We start from the raw sequence: 22,272 nt of genomic DNA on the forward strand, positions 1-22,272 counted from the left end.
AGCGTGCCCGGAATACTATTGGTTTATCGGAAAACAGCCTCGATGCATTTCGGCGTTTGCTTCCGCTCCAGGACTTAAAAAGTGAGGTCCGTCATTTGCTCGCTCCTCGCCCCGCTGCACGCTTTGTACGTGAGCCGCGCGCGCTGTTCATGAATACGATAGCCCCGATGATGATCGCCGCCGCACTCAGGACGCGCGGCGTTAGCGGTTCTTGCGCGAACCAGTTGCCTAAAAACACTGCCACCAGCGGATTGACGTAGGCGTAGGTCGCTACCAACGGAATCGGCGCGTTTTGCAGCAACCAGGCGTAGGAGGCGAAACCGATCATCGAGCCAAACACGATCAGATACGCCAAGGCCAGCCAGGAGTTAACCGATACCTGAGCCAGGTTGAAAACACCCCATTGTTCGCTTAGCGCACTGACCAGCAACAAGGCAAAGCCGCCGGTCAGCATTTCCGCGCCGGTTGTCATCAATGCCGTCTTCGGCAAATCCGCAGTTTTGCTGTAGATTGAACCTAAGGCCCAAAGCAAACTGGCGAGCAATAGCGCCGCCACACCGGGCAGATTTACCGGGATACCGTCTGAAAACGCCGTAGGACCGACCAGCAAGTAAATCCCCATGAAGCCGATGACCAAGCCAACCAGTACACGCAGCGTTGGTCTGTTGCCGTTAGGCCGGAGTGCGTCGGCCATTACCAGAAACATCGGCACCGCGCCGATGATCAGCGCGGCGACGCCGGATGGGACGGTTTGTTCTGCCCAACAAACCAAGCCGTTGCCGCCGAGCAATAACAAAATACCGACAACAGCAGCCGAACGCCACTGCCGAAAAGTCGGTGCGGCATCGCCGGCCAGACGCCGCCAGGCCAGCAAAATGAAGCCGGAAACCAAAAAACGCAATCCGGCCGACAAAAATGGCGGCAATGTTTCGACTACAAAGCGGATCATCAAATAAGTTGATCCCCACACCAGATAAACGGCCAACAACGCGGCCCAGACCTTAGCTCTCATTCTTAAAACGCCTGGCTATTACCATTCGCCCTGGAGTTGTCGAAGGACGCGCCAAATAGGGCTTCGACAGGCTCAGCCCGAACGGTGTACCCATATTAAATACGGCCGGATTCATAATTTCGGCTGCTACTTGCGCCCCTGCCACCCACGGGCGTAACGGCCGGGGCGAATACTTTTTGTTGCCGCTGATTGAGGTTGGTACCATGCGAAAGCCTAACGGTAGGAAAATTGCTTGAAAGTTATCGAAGTGTAGACGGCTGGTCCGCTGTCAGTCGCCGTGTTTAGGCGCAGTTTATACGAAGCGGCCTACCCGTTCTGAATAGTCAAAGCCCTTCCTCAACCGAAAACGCCGTCTTATCCACCACCCGCCTCAACACAAAGCTGGTATGTACCCCGCTGACGCCGGCAATGCCGGTGATGCGTTTCAGCAGTAACTCTTGGTAGGCGTCCAAATCCTTGACCACAACCTTGAGCTGGTAGTCGGCGGTTTGGCCGGTGATCAGCAGGCATTCCAGGACTTCCGGAATGCCGGCGACCGCCGCTTCGAAGGTGCTGAAACGTTCCGGCGTGTGTTGGTCCATCGAGATGTGAATCAAGGCCATCAACGTCAATCCCAAGGCTTTGGCATCCAATAAAGCCCGGTAACCAACGATCAGGCCGCCCTCCTCCAGCGCTCTAACCCGCCGCAAACACGGTGACGGCGACAGGCCGATGCGGTCGGCCAGTTCCTGGTTGCTGATGCGGCCGTCGGTTTGCAGGATGTTCAAGATTTGCTTGTCGTATCTATCCAGTTCCATAAAATGCCCGCTATTCATTTAACAAAACAATAAAATAAAACATTATAGATATTTACAGCAATATTCTATCAACATTCAGCCTTTTACATCGCATAAACGCAATCGAGTGGCGGAAGGTTTAGCCTATCCTATCGGCTACCGTTTTGAGGAGTTAAAAGCCATGTTGACCGACCCTTCCCACAAATACCGCCCGTTTCCGCCGATAGCGCTTGCCGACCGCCAATGGCCCAATCGCACGATCAGCCAAGCGCCGATCTGGATGAGCACCGACTTGCGCGACGGCAACCAAGCCTTGTTCGAGCCGATGAACGCCGAACGCAAGCTGCGCCTGTTTCGCACCTTGTGCGGCATCGGTTTCAAGGAAATCGAAGTGGCGTTTCCGTCGGCCTCGCAAACCGATTTCGACTTCGTGCGCCGCTTGATAGACCAGGCGTTGATCCCCGACGACGTAACCATCGAAGTGCTCAGCCACGCCCGCGAACCGTTGTTGCGCAAAACCGTAGAAGCCTTGCACGGCGCGCGCTCGGCCATCGTCCATATCGTCAACGCCACCTCCCAACCGTTTCGCGAACTGGTGTTGGGCATGAGCCGGGCCGAGGTGTTGGCGATGGCCGTCGATGCGGTGCGCTTGGTCAAACAATTGACCGCCGACCAGCCGCACACCCATTGGCGCTTGCAATACAGCCTGGAAACCTTCACCGCCACCGAGCCGAATTTCGCCGTCGAGTTTTGCGATGCGGTCATCGCCGCCTGGGACGCAACGCCTGAGAACAAGATCATTCTGAATTTACCGTCGTCGGTGGAAACGGCGACGCCGAACGTCTACGCCGACCAGATCGAATGGATGCACCGCCATATCGCCCGCCGCGACAGCGTCATCCTCAGCGTGCATCCGCACAACGACCGCGGCACCGCGGTAGCCGCCGCCGAACTGGCGTTGATGGCCGGCGCCGAGCGCGTCGAGGGTTGTTTGTTCGGCAACGGCGAACGCACCGGCAACGTGGATTTGGTGACACTGGCCTTGAATCTGTACACCCAGGGCGTGGCGCCGGGCCTGGATTTTTCCGACATCCAGAAGGTGGTGGGCGATTTCGAGGCTTGCACCGGCTTGAGCGTGCCGCCGCGCCAACCCTATGCCGGCGAGTTGGTGTTCACCGCATTTTCCGGCTCGCACCAGGACGCCATCAAGAAAGGCTTTGCCGCCCGGCAACCCGATAGCGTCTGGAACGTGCCGTATCTGCCGTTCGATCCGGCCGACGTCGGCCGCGGTTACGACGCGGTGATCCGCATCAACAGCCAATCCGGCAAGGGCGGCATCGCCCATTTGCTGGAAAGCCATTACGGCGTGGTGCTGCCGCGCCGTTTGCAGATCGAGTTTTCGCGAGTGGTCCAACAGCACGCCGACCGCCACGGCGGCGAAATCGGCGCGGAAGCGTTGTGGCAATTGTTTGCCCGGACTTATCTGGATTTGGCAAAGCCGCTGAGTTACCGGGGCCATCAATTGTTCGAGCACGCGCAAGGCCAAGGCATACAGATGCAAATCGAAAGGGACGGCGAACCGCACAGATTAACCGGCGTGGGTAACGGCCCGATAGCCGCCGCCGTCCAGGCTTTAGGTTCGATTGGCGGATCAATGTCGGTGCGCAGTTACGAGGAACGCTCGATCGGCAGCGGCAGCGATGCCCAGGCCTGCGCCTTCGTCGAACTGGCGGCTGCGAACGGAACAACGACCTATGGCCTCGGCATGGACGCCAACATCGTCACCGCATCGATCAAGGCATTGATCAGCGGTTGCAATCGCTTGGCCGACGATATGGGCTTATGCAATTTAACAAAATTGAACACATCCCCAGCGCCGATACCCGCGAACGCCACATCCTAAACTGTCGTTCCAGGTCGTCAAAGCCAATTTCCTCGCGTTAGCTGCTAATCGGCGCAACCGATTACTAAACGGCCGGTATCGAAGCGCGGCGCACTATGACGCTCCGCCCCGTAAAATATCGGAGATTTATGACGAGCCGGAATGAATTAATTTGGGCGGACAGGGATTGGGGACTGTTTTAAAAACCCAACATCGTTAGCTGTCGAACAGCTGCTTAACGTCAATTAGTCGGTTTCAAGTCGCGCTGCCTTTGCCATTAGCAGGCTGCGCGCAATACGCTGGTTCCAGTTCCAGTAAAACCGCTAGTCATTCGACGACCATTCGCGCCGCATGTATAGGTACATCCAGTTCCGTAATTATTGGCGATATTGAGGCATATCATCAGCGAGCATGGACAGTTACCGCATTCGCGATGGTATGACTGCATGCCTGAAATCGGGATATTGAAAAACCTTTTTGTATCGATTCGATATTGTTATAGAATTTTAGCGAATCCGTTGAAGCGTTTTCACCCCAAGGGGAACGTTTTTGCGGATCTCTGCCGATGACGGATGTAAATCCGTCATCTCGGCATCTTTCTCATGACGTTGTCAAAGAATTCCGAACACCAAACATTCAGGGAATGCCTGACCAACGCCGAACCGAAAAACCGCATTGGACGTTTTTATCTGGCCATTTCGTTAATGGCATCGAGCAATTTTTACTTTATTCATCCGGGAGTTTTTGATGGAAATCCACGTTTACGATACCTATGTAAAAGCACACGACAACCACGTCATGCACTTTGATGTATTTACCGCCAGCAAGGACAGTGAGCAAGCCATTCAGTATGCCAAACAGTGGCTATCTTCAATTGGTGAAAGCGATGCGCTAGTCTCCAGCAAAGAATGTCGGTTTTGCCATACTCAACAAGCACCGGCTAATGTGATTGACACGATCAATCGCCAAGGTTACTTCATATACAAAATGGAAGGTTGTCCGGCTTGATAGCAATATTGCTATCAAGCCAAGGAATTCCAGGCCTTGCCTTGCAAGGCCTTAACGTAAGTAGGAGGAAACACCTGTTTTCCGAAAAGCGTCAGTAACGACCTCACCGGCATCCTCGTCAACAGTGACATGGCTACCAACATCGAAATTACACGCGCCGAAAGGGTGATCTGACCTCAGCTAATAGGTTTTCGTTGCCGTGCGGCCCCGGGAGAACGATGGCGTTCACCCAAACAAAACCAATCAGACTATCTCAAAACGATACGTCGGCCTTTTCCAGCATCTCCAACCAATCCCTGCCTAAAAACACCAGAATTAAAATCTAACTAGCTTGAACGACAATAATCTATTGTAAAATAATCGTTTTTGTATATCGCGTTAATCGACAGTTTGTGCGCACTAAGCCGAGTCTTATCATTATCCATGTCCCCGCTCCCCACTAGACAAGACTTTCAATGCGCGCGCTGATCGCCCTAGGTATGCTGTTGATGCCTTTGGCTACCGCGCAAGCGGCCGGCAAGGCATCGGAAGATTTAACTGAACTGTCCATTGAGCAATTGCTGAATGTGGAAATCATCAGCGCTTCCAGGCTGGGTCAAAAAGCCAGTCAAGCCCCCAGCTCGGTTTCGATTTTAACGGCAAACGACATACGCACTTTCGGCTGGCGCACGCTGGCGGACGCGCTGAACAGCATGCGCGGTTTGTTCACCAGCAATGATCGCAACTATAGCTTTGTCGGCGTGCGCGGCTTTATTCAGTCCGGCGACTACAATTCCCGAGTGCTGTTCATGATCGACGGCCAGCGCATGAACGAAAACATCTTCGACTCCGGCAATATCGGCCAGGAATTCATGCTGGACATGGACTTGGTGGAACGTATCGAATTTATTCCCGGTTCCGGCTCCACCATTTACGGCGCCAATGCGTTTTTGGGCTTGATCAACGTGGTCACAAAAAAAGGCAAAGCCTTGAACGGGGCGCAAATAGCCGGTGAAGTGGGTAGTTTTGACACCTACAAAGGCCGCGTCAGCTACGGCAAGCAATTCGATAATGGCGCCGATGTGCTGGTGTCGGCATCGCATTTCGATACCCAGGGTGTGGAAGATTTATATTTCCCGGCTTTCGACGACCCAAGTACCAACAACGGTATCGCGCATAACATGGATACCGAACGCGCGGACCGCTTGTTCGGCCGGATGCAATTCGAAGAATTCACCCTCAGCGGCGGTTTTGTTGATCGTTACAAGCGGGTGCCGACCGCGGCTTTCGGTGCCGTTTTCAACGATCCCACCTCGCATACTTACGACAGACAATTTTTCACCAATCTGAAATATCAAAAAGCCCTGAGTGCGAAAACCTCGTTCATGGCTAAAGGATTTTATCAAGGCTACGATTACATGGCCGAGGACCCATTTAATGACGCCGGTAATTACGTTTATCACGACCAAACCAGCGGCCGCTGGTGGGGCGGCGAAGCACAACTCACGACTAGCGTATTCGACGGACATAGACTACTTTTCGGCTTGGAATATCAATACGACCAAACCCAGCGCCAATTCGGCTATGTTACCGACCCTTATCAGATTTATCAGGATAGCGACCTCAGCGGCCACCGCGTCGAACTTTACGCGCAAGACGACATCCAGTTACTGGACAATCTGGTTTTCAGCGCCGGCCTGCGCCTGGATCAGACCCACATGCTCAAACGCCTGCAACTCAATCCGCGTCTGGGCTTGATATGGAACCCTTTGGAGAATACCACCTTCAAGCTGCTGTACAGCTCGACATTTCGCGCCCCGCATGCCTGGAACCTGGATTACAACAACTACTATTACGGCGTCAGCCCCGAGCTTAGAGAAGAGCAAATCAGAAGCTACGAAGCGATTGCCGAATGGCATTCCAATGCCGGACTGAAACTGCTGGTTTCCTTGTTTTACAACGACATCACCGAGTTATTAAAAGCCAACCCCGATACGGCGCTGCTGGACAATGTTGGAAAATACCACGCCTACGGTGCGGAATGGGAAGCGGAAAAACGCTGGGACAGCGGCAGAATGTTCAAGGCATCTTACACCTACAGCTTGTTTACCAACGAAGCCAGACAAGGAGTGTGGGCTTACGGTTCGCCGCAAAATATTTTCAAATTACACTATGCTGAGCCTTTGTTCGACGATTTTGTCCGGCTCGGCATCGAAAATATTTACATCGGCGACCGCAAGACATTTCAGAGCGGCAAAGCCGATGCCTACAATCTGGTCAATCTGAATCTGAGCACGGATCGATTGATGCGTGGCCTGGATGTATCTTTTGGGGTTTATAACCTGTTCGACAGCCACTATGAAATGCTGATCAACAGCGACCGCTTCGACCTGTTACAGATGAACGGCAGGGAATTTCGTTTGAAACTACAGTTGACGTTTTAAAAAAGGGCCGATCATATGAAAAAGGCGTTTCATCGACGGAAATCTTGGGCTATCGGCCTGGGAGCGCTTTTGTATTTGGGACAATCCACCTCGCACGCCGCCAATCAAGAGCCTGAACGCGATAATTTACCGGATTTGACCGGCCTCAGCGTCGAGCAATTGATGAATCTCGATGTGACCTCGGTTATGAAGGTGCCCACAGACATTAAACACGTTCCCGCCGCCCTGTTTGTATTGAGCAACGAAGAAATCCGCCGAACCGGGGCTACAACCATCCCGGAAGCCTTGCGGGTGGTGCCGGGTATGCACGTGGCTAAAGTGGACGGCAACAAATGGGCTGTATCGATGCGCGGCTTCAGCAGCCAGTTTGTCAATAAATTGTTGGTGTTAGTGGACGGCCGCAGCGTCTATAACCCGCTGTTTTCCGGAGTATGGTGGGATCAACAAGATGTGATGATGGAAGACATCGAACGCATCGAGGTCATCCGCGGCCCCGGCGCCAGCTTGTGGGGCGCCAATGCGGTCAACGGCGTCATCAACATCATCACTAAATCAGCCAAAGACACGCAAGGCGGTTTGCTATCCAGTCATGTCGGCAGCCAACGCTACGGCGGCGGTCTGCGCTATGGCGCCGATTTGGGCGGCGACGCCTATCTAAAAGTCTACGGCCGCCACACTAACTACGGCGACTCAAAAACCCTGGGCAGCAGCGCTAAGGCCGGCGATGAAGGCGAGATGAGCAAAATCGGTTTTCGTTACGACAAAGCCATCGACTTTACCAACAAACTCAGTTTGCAAGGCGATGCATTCCTCGGCGAGAGCAATGGCGCACTGCAATACTTCCCATCATTAACATCCCAACAGACGCCGGTGCTGGCGCCGCCCTTTTCTCGGGAATTACCGACGGACCAATTGTTCTCCGGCCATTACATCCAAGCACGCTGGGAACAACATCAAAGCTCGGACTCGAATACCGTACTGCGCATGTATTGGGACAGGCACAGCCGGAAATCGCCTTACTTGAATTCGGAATATCAAACCGACAATATCGATGTCGATTTTCAGCATAACTACAAGCTGAACGACAGCCACATGTTGGTGTGGGGCAGCGGCGTGCGTTTCAATCTGAATAATTTTGAGGACAGCGCGCAAATCTCCATGAGCGCCAACAATCGCACCGACCGTATCTACAGCCTGTTCGGACAGGACGATATTACCTTGGTGCCTGATCGTTGGCATTTGACCTTGGGCAGCAAGCTGGAACACAACCCGGTCACGCAATTTGAAGTGCAACCCAACGCACGCTTGCTGTGGACGCCCGACGACCAACATTCGTTTTGGGGCTCGGTATCCCGCTCGGTGCGCACGCCCAATTGGGTCGAGCAAAATATTTCCTACGGCTTGCAAACCCAGCCATACACGATACGCGGCAATACCGTGCCTGTGCTGCGCAACCTAACCGGCAACCCCGACTTGACCGCCGAGAAAATGCTCGGCTTCGAACTGGGCTGGCGCGGCCAACTCAGTCGCCAACTCAGTACTGATGTAGCCTTGTATCATTACAGCTACGACGATTACGCCAGCTTGACCCCCAACACCCAACGCTTCGCCGGCTATATGTTGCAGACCCTGGATTACAACAACTACGGGCATGTACAAGTCTACGGCGGGGAAATCAGTGTCGATTGGCAAGCGACTGAAAATTGGAAACTGCGGGCCACTTATAGCCACGAAGAAGAACGCTTCCGCCTGTCTCCGCTGGCACCTGCCAACACCACGCTGATCTCCGGAGACAGCTACCCGGCCCATAAAGCCATGCTCTGGTCTATGTACCAATTCTCCCCGCAACTCAAGCTGGATCTGAACTGGCGTTATTCGGATGCAACCGGCCTTAACGGCGCGCAATCCAGAGCCTATCAAGACCTGGATGCACGTTTGGGATGGGACTTGGGCGCGGGCGTGGAACTAGCGCTGGTGGGCCGGAATTTGCTGAACAGCAGTCATTTCGAATACGGCTCGGATATGTTTTCCACCGCCACAGCTGTGCAACGCGAGGTATACGGCACCTTGCGCTGGGACTTCTAAGCGGCCCGACACTATGCATACAGCGAAGAACCGGTGTCTAACATGAGTCGAATCTTGCGCCATCGCTATGCAAGATTGTGCCGAAATCGCGGCAGCGAGGCGTCGTGCCCGTGTGCCCCGGAAAAACCAAGATTCGCAGCCATCACGCTAGTCAGCAAAATGCTGTTGCTGCCTTTGCTGTTTAGCGGCCATCTATGCCACGCCGAAGCGGCCAGCGAAGCAGCGGTAAAAGTGGCATTTTTATACAATTTCTTTAAGTTTATCGAATGGCCCGAGCCTGCAACCGCACCGAATCGTTATACCTTGTGCCTGAGCAGTCATACCGATTTCGGCGACCATTTATTGATGTTGGAAGGCAAAACGGTGAACGGCAAGCCCTTGGATATCGCCCGCAATATATCACCCAAAGATATAAAATCCTGCCATCTGATCTTTATCGATACCGCCGATAATCCGGGCGATTACGCCCGCGAATTAAAAGGCTCGCCGGTAGTCAGCGTCAGCGACAAAGCCGGGTTTATCAACCAGGGCGGCACCATAGGTTTGATCCAGGACGGCAACCGGCTCAGCTTCGAAATTAACTTGGAAACCGCCAACGCCGGCAACACGCGCATCAGCGCCCAGCTGCTGAAACTGGCTAAAAACATTTTGGCCGGTAAATAAACCCGCATGCAGATGACATCTCGACGCCACCCATGATTCGCGACAAACTGGCCAATCTGCCGATGACCTACAAGCTGCAACGCTTGCAAGCCATCACTTTGGCATTGGCTCTGCTGTTTACCTTGTTAATTACCAGCATGACGCATATCTGGCAGGAGCGGCGCGAACTGTCAATGGAAGTGCGTTCGCTCGGCAAAATGATCGGTTTTAACGCCAACGCTGCGCTGCTGTTTGGCGACACCAAAACCGGCACCGAGATTCTGGCCACCTTACGCGGCAAATCCGAAGTCATCTCCGCGCAACTCTACAAAAATGACGGCGAAATTTTCGCCCATTACCCGGCCAAGGCTGCACCGGACAGTTTCCCGGCCACCTTGAGCGATGCGGAACAACAACAACGCAACCAGGGTTTGCGGATATTAAGCCAAGTCATATTAAACCCCTTACCCGACGATAACGGCGACGTGATCGGCACCTTGCGCTTGCAGCTCGACTTAAAGCCCATGTGGCGTATGGTCATTATCAGTCTGGGCCAAATTTTTTTGGTGATGGTGGTGTCGTTTATTCTGGCGGTTTTTTTCGGCAGACGCTTGGCGGAATCGATCGCCGCACCGCTGATCCGTTTGTCTTCACTGGCCAAACAGGTATCCAGGGATAACAACTATATGGTGCGCGCCCAAGGTGAAGGCAAGGATGAAATCGGCCAACTGGTAAGAAGCTTCAACCAGATGATAGAGCGGGTACAACAACGCGATGCCGAACTGGAGAATCAGCGCGGCAACCTGGAAAAACAAGTCGATCTGCGCACCGCCGACCTGCGACAGGCCGTCGTCGATGCCCAAGCCGCCAATATCGCCAAGTCGCAATTTCTGGCAACCATGAGCCACGAAATCCGCACCCCCATGAACGGCGTGCTGGGCATGACCGAATTGCTGTTGGGCACAGACCTGGACACCACGCAACGCCAATACGCCGAAACCGTGTTCAGTTCCGCCGATTCACTGTTGACCGTGATTAACGATATTCTGGACTTTTCCAAAATCGAAGCAGGTAAGCTGGAATTGGAAGAAATCGATTTTAATTTGATCAATCTTACCGACCAGCTCGCTGCCTTGTTCTTCGAACGCGCCAGCAGCAAAAACATTGAACTGGTGTGCACCGTCGATAAGCGGGTGCCGCGCGACGTCAGAGGCGATCCTTATCGCTTACGGCAAATACTCACCAACTTGTTATCCAACGCCATCAAATTTACCGAAGCCGGCTCGGTGAAAATGCAAGTGAATGTGGCCGAATCGGATCGCTGCCCATCCGCTGATGGCATGTGCCTGGAGTTTTGTATCAGCGATACCGGCATCGGCATCGGCCCGGACACGCAAGCCAGGCTATTCAAATCTTTTAGTCAAGCCGACGGCTCCACCACCCGTAAATACGGCGGCACCGGTCTGGGATTGGCCATCAGCAAGGAACTAAGCGAATTGATGGGCGGCAATATCCAAGTGCAAAGCCGTGCGAACAGCGGCTCGGTATTTACCCTGCATATCCCGCTCCGCCAAGCTAGCCAAGCCCTGCCTGCAAGCTTGCCGGGCAACGATCTGCAAGGCAAGCAGGTCTTATTGGTGGAAGATAACGCCACCAATGCAAAAATCCTGGAAAATCATTTGACTGTTTTTGGCATGTTTACCCGCGTCGCCAAAAATGGCGCTCACGCCTTGGAAATTCTCGATCAGTCGGCACACTTGGGCCTGTTCTTCGATATTGCCGTGCTGGACATGAAAATGCTGGGCATGAACGGCGTCGAATTAACCCAACGGATTCGTATAGACCGGCGATTTGCCAATATCCGTATCGTCATTATTACGTCCAGCAACGATGAGGACGTATTAGCCAAAATTCGCGGCAGCGCCTGCGATCTGTACCTTCACAAGCCCCTGCACAGACGCACCCTGCACGATGCGCTGCTCGGGCTGATGTCGCAAAAACCGCAATCGTTCAGTGCGCCAGCAACTGCTGCCGGCGCCATTCGAATCCTGTTGGCCGAAGACAATCCGGTCAACCAGAAAGTTTGCAGCGCTATGTTGCGCCAGTTGGGCTACACCCTGTCGCTGGCGAATAACGGCCGGGAAGTGCTCGATATTATCGACCGTGAGCCGGTCGATCTCATCCTGATGGATTGCATGATGCCGGTCATGGACGGTTACACTGCAACCCAATATATCCGCAATCGGGAAAGCAGCCGCAATTTGCCTCGAATCCCCATTATCGCCCTCACCGCCAACGCCATGGAAGGTGATCGCGAACGCTGTTTGCAGGCCGGTATGGATGATTATCTCAGTAAACCGTTTTTACAAAAAACCTTGCAAGACAAAATTCAGGCGTTGGCAGCCCCGCTGCCCACAACCGCCCTCAATACCGCCGCACCCGAGATCAAATCGATTGCCGCCACCCTAGACCCGGCCGCGCTGAATACCTTGCGGGAAATTGGCGGCAGCGCGCTGGTCGACGACGTCTTGGCTTTGTTTAGGACAAATGCCGAGCAACATATCGCCACACTCCGCTCCGGCCTGTTGGAACGCAATACGGAAACAGTTCGGCATGCCGCGCATAGTCTAAAATCGGCCGCGGCCAACATCGGCGCACTAAACCTGTCGGAACTGGCCCGTGCGCTTGAACATGCAGCGCGGCACAACACTTTGCAATTCGATAGCCGGGTTGCCGAAAGCCTGCAAACAGAATATAAAGAAATTCTCCAGCGGCTTTCGCAACTCAAACCCTCATAATGGAACGATTACCTGCCCGCAGCCTGATTTTAGCGATTGACGACGACGATATGGTGCGTCTGATGTTGCAAGAAATTCTGCAAAGAGAAGCGTTTGATGTCATTTGCGCGGCTAGCGGCAAGCAAGGCTTGGCATTAGCAGCCAGCGAACGGCCCAACCTGGTATTGCTGGATGTCATGTTGCCGGACCTTAACGGCTTCGACTGCCTGCAAGCCATCAAAAACATGCCCGGCAACAGCCTGCTGCCCGTCGTGATGCTGACCGGCATGGACGACCTGGAATCGGTCAATCGCGCCTTTCAATTGGGCGCGACCGACTTTATCTCCAAACCGCTCAATTGGCCGACCTTACCGCACCGCTTACGTTACTTGCTGCGCTCGGTCGCCACGTTAGAAGAACTGGCCCGAAGCGAAGCGGCACTGCGCCAAGCGCAAAAAATAGCGCAACTGGGCAGTTGGTACTGGTCTATTGCCGACGACAACATGCAATGGTCGGAAGAAGTCTTTAATATCCTCGGCACGAATCGCTCATCGTTCGAACATAAATGCCGCGACTTATACAAATCCATGCAGCCATCGGAAGTCGGCAAACTGCAACAAGCCATTGATCTTTGCGTCAAAAACCGACGCAGTTTTCGCCTGGAATTATCGATTACTCGTCGCGATGGCGCCAACCAAGTGATTCATATTCAAGGCAAACCCGTGATCGCCGATGGGCAGGTAAGCCATATTCACGGTACGCTGCAAGATATTACCGAACGCCGGCACATAGAAGAACGGGTAAGGCTTTTATCTTACTACGACCCGCTAACCGGCCTGCCCAACCGGACGCTGTTCAAGGAAGTTCTGGCGCAAGCAATGGCCTATTGCACACGCTACGGTACGGTCATTTCCACTTTATTTATCAGTATTGATCGTTTCAAACGCATCAACGAAACCCTGGGCCCCAAAATCGGCGACCAGGTGTTGAAATTGTTCGCCGAGCGCTTGCTCGCCGAAGTGCGGGATTGCGACTACATTTCCATCAACGCCGATTACGATTTGGCGGACATGACGGTCTCCCGGCTGGGCGGTAACGAATTTACCGTGTTGCTGAATCGTATCGAGGACACGCGCGATAGCGTCAAAGTGGCTAAGCGGATTTTTCAGGTGATGCAGCACGCTTTTACGGTGGAGAACACCGAACTGTTTCTGGGTATCAATATCGGTATCGCCGTCTATCCGGGCGACGGTCAGGATGAAGACAGCTTCATCAAAAACGGCGAGTTTGCGATGAACCATGCCAGCGAACACGGCCATAATAATTATCAGTTTTTCAGTAAATCGCTGAATGTTGCCGCGTTTCATAAACTGGCGATGGAAAACAGCCTGCGCCGCGCCATAGAACGCCATGAATTGCAGCTTTACTATCAAGCCAAAATTAATATCCGCCGCCAGCAAGTCGTCGGCTGCGAAGCCTTGATTCGCTGGCAGCACCCGGAACTGGGTTTGATCGGCCCGTCGCAATTTATTCCCATTGCCGAAGATTCCGGCCTGATTGCCCAAATCAGCGATTGGGTGCTGGAAAATGCCAGCCGGCAAACCTTGGAATGGCAACAGTCAGGACTGAGCCAAGGGCTGATCATGGCAGTGAACGTATCGGCGACTCAATTCCGACAATACGGCTTTGGTAATCACGTCCGCGACGTATTGACCAGCATCGGCTTGGAACCTCGCTACCTCAAGCTGGAACTGACCGAAACCATCTTGCTCGACCATATCGACGACGCTTTAGTGACCTTGCGGGAATTACAAGCCCTGGGCGTCAAAATCAGTATTGACGATTTCGGCACCGGTTATTCATCCTTGTCTTATTTGAAAAAACTGCCTATCTCGGAATTGAAAGTCGATCATTGCTTTGTCCGCGATCTTCCGCACAATGAAGACGACATGGCGATTACCGCGGCAATATTGGCTTTGGCCGACGCGCTGTCCCTGGAAGTGGTCGCGGAGGGCGTGGAGAATGAAGATCAAGCCAACTTCCTGCTGGATAGCGGTTGCGAGGTAGTGCAAGGCTTTTTGTACAACAAGCCCATGCCCGCCAATGAATTTGCCGCATTTGTCCGTGCATTCAATGCGCAACGCTTGTTAGCCGACAAAGTCTGACATGTCCGTCAAGCCACGCATCCTGTTAGTCGACGACGATCCGATGGTCCGTCTGCTGGTCAGGCAAATCTTGCAAGCCGACGGCTACGAACTGATCGAAACCGACAACGGCCGGACCGGATTGGAACAATTTATCGCCGCCGAGCCGGATTTGGTTCTGCTGGACGTGATGATGCCGGAGATGGATGGTTTCAGTTGTTTACAAGGCATGCGTGCCGCCAGCGACAAATCGGTGCCGATTGTCATGATGACGGCTATCGAGGATACGCAAGCGGTGGAAGACGCCTTTCGGCTGGGGGCTACCGACTTTATCGGCAAACCCATCCAATGGCCGCTGTTGCCGCATCGCATCAGCTATGTGCTGCGCTCGCACCGCACTACACAACGTCTTATAGAGCAACAAACGCTACTCAAGCAAAGCGAGCAACGCTTTCGGGATTTGGTGGAAAGTATCGGTAACGAATACTTCCTGTATTCTCACAATACCGAACGTATTTTTACTTATCTAGGTCCTTCGGTGGAGCATATCCTCGGCTACAAACCCGACGAACTGCATTGCGACTGCTTCGATATAACGACCAACAACCCGATCAATCGGCTTGCCAGAACCTACACCGAACAATGCCTGGCGGGCATCAAACCACCGAACTACGAAGTGGAAGTACGCAGCAAGGATGGCAGTCTGCGTGTGCTCAGCCTCAATGAGTCGCCCATGTTCGACGACCACGGCCGAGTGGTTGCGGTGAACGGCCTGGCGCACGACATCACCGAAATGCGCAGCACGCAGCAAGCCCTTGCCGATAGCGAGGAACGCTTGCGGCTATCCATGCAGGCAGCCAAACAAGGTTTTTATGACATCAATCCGCAAACCGGGGCCATGATCATCAACGCCGAATATGCCAGCATGCTCGGCTACAACCCAGCCGATTTCGACGCCAATATCGACAGCTGGATCATGCGCTTGCATCCCGATGACCGGCAGCGCGTTTCCGACGCCTACCGGCAGTACATCGCCGGGGAACTGGCAGAATATCGCCTGGAATATCGGCAGCGTTGCGCGGACGATAGCTGGAAATGGATATTATCGATAGGCAGTATCGTCGAGCGCGACGCCAATAATCAGCCGGTGCGCATGCTGGGCACCCACACCGACATCACCGATAGTAAAACCGCAGCCGAACGCCTGAATTTGCTGGCCAAAGTGTTCGAAAACAGCGGCGAGGCCATTTTCCTGTGCGATCCGGATACCCGCATCGTGTCCAGCAACCAGGCCTACACGACTATTACCGGTTACAGAGCCGAAGAAGTGCTACAGCAAACGCCCTCCATTCTCGATGCGCGTCATCTTGACCTCAACCACTATCAACGTATCTGGCAGGCCTTGCGCGAAAACGGCTACTGGCAAGGCGAAATTTGGGATACCCGCAAGAACGGCGAATCTTATCCCGCGTGGCTAGGTATTTCCGCGATGTATAACACCCATGGCGCCATCAGCCATTACATCGGCATTTTTTCGGACATTACCGAGCGCAAGGCCGCCGAAGCGCAAATCGAATATCTGGCACGTCACGATCCGCTCACCAACCTGCCCAATCGCACCTTGTTGCGCGACCGCTTTGACCAGGCCATGGCCCATGCCGTGCGTAACAACACGCTGGTCGGTTTGCTGTTTCTGGACCTGGATCATTTTAAAAACATTAACGATACGATGGGACACGACGTCGGCGACCGCTTACTGCAAGGCATCGCGGAGCGTCTGGTGCAATGCGTGCGCGAGGTAGATACGGTTTGCCGGCAAGGCGGCGATGAATTCATCATTATCCTCACCGACATTCCCGACATCGACGCAATCACGCAAATTGTGCTGAAAATTCTCGATCAACTGACGCAACCCTTTGTCATTGAAGGTGTCACGCTTTGCACCTCCTTCAGCATAGGCGTCAGTTTGTATCCCAATGACGGCCTGAATTTTCACGGTTTACTCAACAAAGCCGACACGGCAATGTATTCGGCGAAAAACGAAGGCCGCAATACCTTCCGCTTCTTTTCCAACGATATGAACCTGGCGTCTATCGAGCGGATGAATATCGAGAACGGCCTGCGCATGGCTTTGAAGCGCAAAGAGCTGCGCTTGCATTATCAGCCGCAATATTCCATACACAACAACACGGTGATCGGCGCGGAAGCCTTGCTGCGCTGGCAACCGGAAAACAGCCCGATGATCCCGCCGGCCAAGTTCATTCCTATCGCCGAGGACAACGGCATGATCGTACCGATAGGCGACTGGGTGTTAGGTGAAGCCTGCAAGCAAAACAAGCTTTGGCACGACGCCGGTATGAAACTGCTGGTTACCGTCAACATCTCGGCCCTACAGTTCAAGCGCGGCAACTTACTGGAGTCGGTGCAAAGCGCATTGGCGGAATCCGGGCTGGAACCGCATTATTTAGAGCTGGAGTTAACCGAATCGGTCCTGATGTTCGATACCAATGCCGTCATCAATACGATTGCCCAGTTGCGCGCCTTGGGGGTGAGCTTTGCCATCGACGATTTCGGCACCGGTTATTCCTCACTGAGTTATTTGAAGCGCTTTGCGGTGAACAAACTAAAAATCGATCAATCATTTATCCGGGATTTAACCTCAGGCAAAGCCGAAGACACCGCTATCGTCAAAGCCATCTTGCAATTGGGTGATACGCTGGGCCTGCTGACCTTGGCCGAAGGCGTGGAAACCAAGGAGCAAGCCGAGCAACTGCATCAACTCGGCTGCCGCAAAGCGCAGGGTTTTTATTGGAATCAACCCTTGCCCGCCGACGAATTCGCCCGGTTGTTTACGCCTGGTTAAAATAACTGCCAAACCGGCGCCGCGCCGTCCGGCAAGGCCGCCAGACGCCCCAGCTCCAGCCATTGATTGCCCGGCGCATGAAAATCCGAGCCCATCGACGCATGCAATTGATGTTTGCTGGCGTGCAGATAACTTAAGCGAATATCGTCGACGCTGGCCCGGCCCGTCACCACTTCTATGCCCTGGCCGCCTGCCGCCTTGAATGCCACCAAAGCTTTGTTGATCCATTTGGTGCTGAGTTTGTAACGCAAGGGATGGGCCAAAACCGCCACACCACCCGCCGCCCGAATCCAGCCGACGCAATCCGCCAGACCGGCCCAAACCGTCGGCACATAAGCCGGCTTACCCTTGCTCAAATAGCGGTCAAAGGCGTCCTGCTGGGTTTCGACCACACCTTGATTAACCAGAAAATCGGCAAAATGCAGGCGGGTGATTTCGCCGTTACCGGCGATTTGTCTTAACGTGGGATAGGCATCGGCTATGCCCTTCTTCGCCAGTTTTTCGGCAATTTTTTGCGCGCGTTGGTCGCGAATTAATTGTTGCTTGGCAATACCGTCGAGTAAACCAGGATGCTGTGGATCGATATTTAAACCGACGATGTGCAGACAATGGCTTTCAAAACTGGCCGACAGTTCGATGCCGGGAATCAAGCGGATGCCCACTTGTGAGGCGGCTTCGGTCGCTTCTTGTAAGCCGGCAGTTGTATCGTGGTCGGTCAAAGCCAGCGCGGTAACGCCCTGCTGTTGAGCACGCAACACCAGCTCGGTGGGCGACAACGCGCCGTCGGACGCGGTGGAATGACTGTGCAAATCGTATAATTCCGACACTATTGATAATCACCGTAAAGTTTGGCGTACAAGCCGTTTTGTTGAATCAAGGAATCGTGTTTGCCTTGTTCGCAAATCTGGCCTTGTTCAAAGACATACACATGATCAGCCTGTTTCACCGCACTGAGCCTATGCGCAATGATGATGGTAGTACGGCCTTCCAGAAAGGTGCTCAAGGCTTGGTGCAGTTTATACTCGGTTTCGCTGTCCAGCGCCGATGTGGCTTCGTCGAGAATCACCACTGCCGGCTGGCTGACTATCATCCGGGCGATGGCCAGCCGTTGCCGTTGGCCGCCGGATAAGCGCATTCCCTGCCTGCCCACCACGGTGTCTAAACCCTGCGGCTGTTCCTCAACGGTCGACTTCATTTGCGCAATCTCCAAAGCTCGCCACAATTCAGCATCGGCAATCTCCCGGCCCAAGGTCAGATTGGCGCGTATCGTATCGTTTAGCAAAGCGGGATGCTGTAAAACGGTCGCGACATGTTCGCGCACCACATCCAAGCCTATCCGGTTCAGCGGCACACCGTCGAAATAAATCATGCCACTGCCCGGCGGATACAAACCGATCAAGGTTTGCGCCAGCGTCGACTTGCCACCGCCGCTCGCGCCGACCAGGGCAATTTTCTCGCCGGCCGGTATAGTCAAATTAATACCGTTCAGTACCGGTTCGTCCTTGTAACTAAAATGCAGATTCTTGACGCTGACCGACACGGTTTTACGCCCGATAAAGGGATTTTGCAAATGCGGATAATAGGGTTCGCGCTGCAACAGGGTCAGCTGATTGACGCGGGCCAACGCGGCTTTGGCGGCATAAAAAGACTGCTGAATGCTTAATATCTCCTGCACCGGTGCCATCATGAACCACAAATAACCGAATACCGCCAGCATTTCGCCTATGGTCAGATTGGAATACAGCACCATCAGCATCGCTGTCGCGCGGAAAATATCGAAGCCAAATAGAAACGTCAAAAAGCTCAAACGCACCGTCGCATCGCTTTTCCAGGCATAGATGGTCGAGTGGTTTTTAACCGCCAGTGCGCTGCCGATCAACTGCCGGCAATAGTGCTCCTCGCGGTTGCTGGCGCGGATTTGATGAATCGCCTCCAGCGTTTCGCTCAAAGCTTGCTGGAATATCGCGTAGGCTTTGTTTTCGTTAGCCTTCAGTTCCTTCACCCTGGAACCAACGGCCCTCGCCAGGTAAATTACCAGCGGGTTCAAAAAGATAATGAATAAACCCAATTGCCAGTGCATCCACAGCAGAATTAAAGCGGTACCGAACACGGTCAGAACTGCCACCAATAATTTACTGATCGTGGTGCCGATAAAATTATCCAGCGTATCGAGGTCGGTCACCATGTGCGAACTGACCGTACCGCTGCCCAGGCTTTCATACTCGGACATCGAGATGTGTTGCAAATGTTTCACCAAACTTTCGCGAATGCGAAAAATCACATCCTTGGCGATATTGGAAAACTGCCGAGTCTGCATAATGTTTAGCACCAAGGCAAACAAGCGCAACAGCAAGCTCAGCAGCAAAATAATGGCAATGTAAATGGCAGGTTGCTGCCACTCGCCGGGCAGCCACGGGTTGAGGCTGTTCAGCACCACGCCCGGATGGTTCAGCAAAACCTCGTCTACCAATAAAGGCATCAATAAGGGTACCGGTACGCTGGCAACTGTTGCCAAGATGGCGACCAAATGCCCGTTGATCAGTTGTTTTTTATGCTGCTTAGCGATGCTGTAAATATACTGCCAGGAATATTCGGCTTGCGCCGCGCGCTGTGAGGTTTTCAAGGTAATGAAACAAATTCGATGAAGTTTAACGATTATAATGGTCCGACCCACTTTGCAAAAACTTCTTGCATAGGGTTTAGTCTCGGCTGTCGTGGAAATTGATATGCATGTTATCCCGTGTTTTTTACTGCTTGCCGCTCTGACCGGCGTTTTACCGAACAGTGCCCAGGCGGATGAAATCTCTTTGGCCAGCCAACGTCAGCTATTTTTGCGTGCCGAGCAAGCACTTGACCAGAATCGCGATGCCGAATATTTCGCGCTGGCTTCAAACCTAAAAGGCTACCCGCTATATCCTTATCTGCAATACCAATGGTTAAAAAATCATTTGGACGCCGACGCCGACATCAAGCAGTTTTTAAACGAGCACGCCGCCAGCCGTTACGCGGCCGGGCTGCGGCAAAAGTGGTTGCTGGCTTTGGGTAAAAAGCAGCAGTGGCTAGTGCTGTTGAATAATTATCAAGGCAGTGACGATCCCGAGCTGCAATGCTACGCTGGCCTGGCTCAATTGCAAACCGGCCAAGCCTTGGAAGCCTTCAATCAAGCCCGCGCTTTATGGTTAAGCGGTAAATCGCAACCGGATAATTGCGATGTCCTGTTCGAAGCTTATAAATCATCGCCGTATTTCAATAAGGAACTGATCAACCAACGATTTCACGCCGCCCTCAAGCGCGACAATCAAAGCCTGGCCAGCTACTTGACCCGATTTTTCAGCGACGCGGAACTCAAGCAGGCCAATACTTGGTTAAAACTGCACCGACAGCCGGAAACCGTTATTGCTGATACAGGCTGGCGCGAGAACCCTGAGCAAGCCGGAGAACTGTTTGCCCATGCGATTGACCGCTGGCTGGAAACCAATGTCGAAACGGCCATGACGACTTGGGACAGTCATAAATCGCAAATCGCCATTACGCCGGCAACCGCCGCTTTTATCGAAAAACGCATCGCTATCGCCTTGGCCTTAAAACACGACAGCCGCGCTTACGCCCGCTTGTCGCAACTGGAAAACAGCGACGAATCGGCCCGGGAATGGCGAGTTAGAGCCGCATTGAATATGCAGAACTGGCAAGACGTCGCTGTGGCGATTACCGGCCTTAACGACGACGAAAAATCTCAGGAAAAATGGCAGTACTGGCAAGCCCGCGGCTTGGCGGAAACCGGCCAGAGCGCAGCAGCCAATGCCTTGTTTCTACAGTTGGCAAAAAATCGCAGTTTTTACGGTTTTCTGGCTGCCGGCAGATTAAGGCAAGCCATTGAACTGGTGGACAGACCTTTGACGGTATCAAGCAGCGACCTCGAGACTTTACAAAATCGACCCGATTTCCAGGTATTTTCCGAGCTACTCGCTATCGACAGAAAACCGGAAGCCAAACGCCAATGGTGGTACGCAATCGCCAAACTTGACAGTCGCCAGCTACCCGTCGCTGCAAAACTGGCCCAACAAGCCAATTGTCCGGCTTTGGCGATTGCCACTATAGCCAAGGCTAATCAATGGGACGACGTCAATTTGCGCTTTCCGCTGATATATATCCAGCCCATCCAAAGTAACGCTGCCGCACAACAATTGGATCCGGGTTTAATTTTGGGATTGATCCGCCAGGAAAGTGCGTTCGATGAATTTGCCGACTCGCCGGCTGGCGCTAAAGGTTTGATGCAGATTATGCCTAACACCGGCCGGCAAATTGCCGCCGAATTGCGCGATAGTTGGGATAGCGATTACAGCCTGTTTAAGCCGGAACTCAACGTCAAATACGGCGCGTTTTATTTCAAAAAACTCTTGCGCCAATTCAATGGCCACGTCGCACTAGCCACGGCCGCCTATAACGCCGGCGCCAATAAAGTGAAGCGCTGGCTACCGGAAAACCGAGCTTTGCCGGCCGACATCTGGATTGAAAACATCCCTTACAAGGAGACTCGGGGGTATGTTGCATCGGTGTTAATGTATAGCTTGATCTACCAACAACGGCTGCAACGCGACAGCTTAAAGATCGACGATCTAATGCGCGAGGTCATGCCCGGCCGTATTGCCTCATAGAAAAA

13 protein-coding genes are annotated in these 22,272 nt (G+C 53.4%); 9 read left to right on the forward strand and 4 right to left on the reverse strand.

Annotated features, from left to right (window positions below; translation table 11 throughout):
- Nucleotides 1-91 precede the first annotated feature (91 nt).
- Together JWZ98_RS12900 and JWZ98_RS12905 are read right to left on the reverse strand one after the other, a co-directional pair.
- Nucleotides 92-1,012: an EamA family transporter gene (locus tag JWZ98_RS12900; RefSeq protein ID WP_205450344.1), complete on the reverse strand. Its 921-nt coding sequence runs from the start codon at nucleotides 1,010-1,012 to the stop codon at nucleotides 92-94.
- Between the two features lie 323 nt (nucleotides 1,013-1,335).
- The gene (locus JWZ98_RS12905) at nucleotides 1,336-1,809 is read right to left on the reverse strand and encodes an Lrp/AsnC family transcriptional regulator (RefSeq protein ID WP_205450345.1); all 474 of its coding nucleotides are present in this window, start codon (nucleotides 1,807-1,809) and stop codon (nucleotides 1,336-1,338) included.
- Between the two features lie 160 nt (nucleotides 1,810-1,969).
- On the opposite strand from JWZ98_RS12905, the gene leuA reads away from it, so the two are divergent.
- From leuA to JWZ98_RS12945, 8 genes are all read left to right on the forward strand, one after another.
- On the forward strand, nucleotides 1,970-3,691 hold the full coding sequence (gene leuA, locus JWZ98_RS12910; RefSeq protein ID WP_205450346.1) for a 2-isopropylmalate synthase: 1,722 nt from the start codon (nucleotides 1,970-1,972) through the stop codon (nucleotides 3,689-3,691).
- A gap of 726 nt (nucleotides 3,692-4,417) precedes the next feature.
- The gene (locus JWZ98_RS12915) at nucleotides 4,418-4,678 is read left to right on the forward strand and encodes a DUF2024 family protein (protein ID WP_205450347.1); all 261 of its coding nucleotides are present in this window, start codon (nucleotides 4,418-4,420) and stop codon (nucleotides 4,676-4,678) included.
- Nucleotides 4,679-5,133: 455 nt separating this feature from the next.
- A complete protein-coding gene (locus JWZ98_RS12920) occupies nucleotides 5,134-7,101 on the forward strand; it encodes a TonB-dependent receptor (RefSeq protein WP_205450348.1) in 1,968 nt (655 codons plus the stop codon).
- 15 nt (nucleotides 7,102-7,116) lie between these two features.
- The gene (locus tag JWZ98_RS12925; protein ID WP_205450349.1) at nucleotides 7,117-9,186 is read left to right on the forward strand and encodes a TonB-dependent receptor; all 2,070 of its coding nucleotides are present in this window, start codon (nucleotides 7,117-7,119) and stop codon (nucleotides 9,184-9,186) included.
- A gap of 42 nt (nucleotides 9,187-9,228) precedes the next feature.
- Nucleotides 9,229-9,849 carry a YfiR family protein gene (locus tag JWZ98_RS12930; RefSeq protein ID WP_240347983.1) on the forward strand — a complete coding sequence of 207 codons (621 nt, stop codon included), beginning with the start codon at nucleotides 9,229-9,231 and terminating at the stop codon, nucleotides 9,847-9,849.
- 32 nt (nucleotides 9,850-9,881) lie between these two features.
- A complete protein-coding gene (locus JWZ98_RS12935; RefSeq protein ID WP_205450350.1) occupies nucleotides 9,882-12,626 on the forward strand; it encodes a response regulator in 2,745 nt (914 codons plus the stop codon).
- Nucleotides 12,626-14,770, forward strand: a complete 2,145-nt coding sequence (locus JWZ98_RS12940) for an EAL domain-containing protein (RefSeq protein WP_205450351.1) — start codon at nucleotides 12,626-12,628, stop codon at nucleotides 14,768-14,770. Before JWZ98_RS12935 ends, JWZ98_RS12940 begins: the two co-directional genes overlap by 1 nt.
- Before the next feature lies 1 nt (nucleotide 14,771).
- Entirely contained in the window at nucleotides 14,772-17,612 is a 2,841-nt protein-coding gene (locus tag JWZ98_RS12945; protein WP_205450352.1) for an EAL domain-containing protein, read from the forward strand.
- Here JWZ98_RS12945 and JWZ98_RS12950 read toward each other — a convergent pair.
- Together JWZ98_RS12950 and JWZ98_RS12955 are read right to left on the reverse strand one after the other, a co-directional pair.
- Nucleotides 17,609-18,439 carry a PHP domain-containing protein gene (locus tag JWZ98_RS12950; RefSeq protein WP_205450353.1) on the reverse strand — a complete coding sequence of 277 codons (831 nt, stop codon included), beginning with the start codon at nucleotides 18,437-18,439 and terminating at the stop codon, nucleotides 17,609-17,611. The genes JWZ98_RS12945 and JWZ98_RS12950 overlap by 4 nt on opposite strands.
- On the reverse strand, nucleotides 18,439-20,235 hold the full coding sequence (locus JWZ98_RS12955; RefSeq protein WP_205450354.1) for an ABC transporter ATP-binding protein: 1,797 nt from the start codon (nucleotides 20,233-20,235) through the stop codon (nucleotides 18,439-18,441). Before JWZ98_RS12955 ends, JWZ98_RS12950 begins: the two co-directional genes overlap by 1 nt.
- A 103-nt stretch (nucleotides 20,236-20,338) precedes the next feature.
- Here JWZ98_RS12955 and JWZ98_RS12960 point away from each other — a divergent pair, with 103 nt between their 5' ends.
- Nucleotides 20,339-22,267, forward strand: coding sequence for a transglycosylase SLT domain-containing protein (locus tag JWZ98_RS12960; RefSeq protein WP_205450355.1), 1,929 nt, complete (start codon nucleotides 20,339-20,341; stop codon nucleotides 22,265-22,267).
- Nucleotides 22,268-22,272 lie beyond the last annotated feature (5 nt).

It is taken from the genome of Methylomonas sp. EFPC1, from assembly GCF_016925515.1.
GTDB lineage: Bacteria > Pseudomonadota > Gammaproteobacteria > Methylococcales > Methylomonadaceae > Methylomonas > Methylomonas defluvii.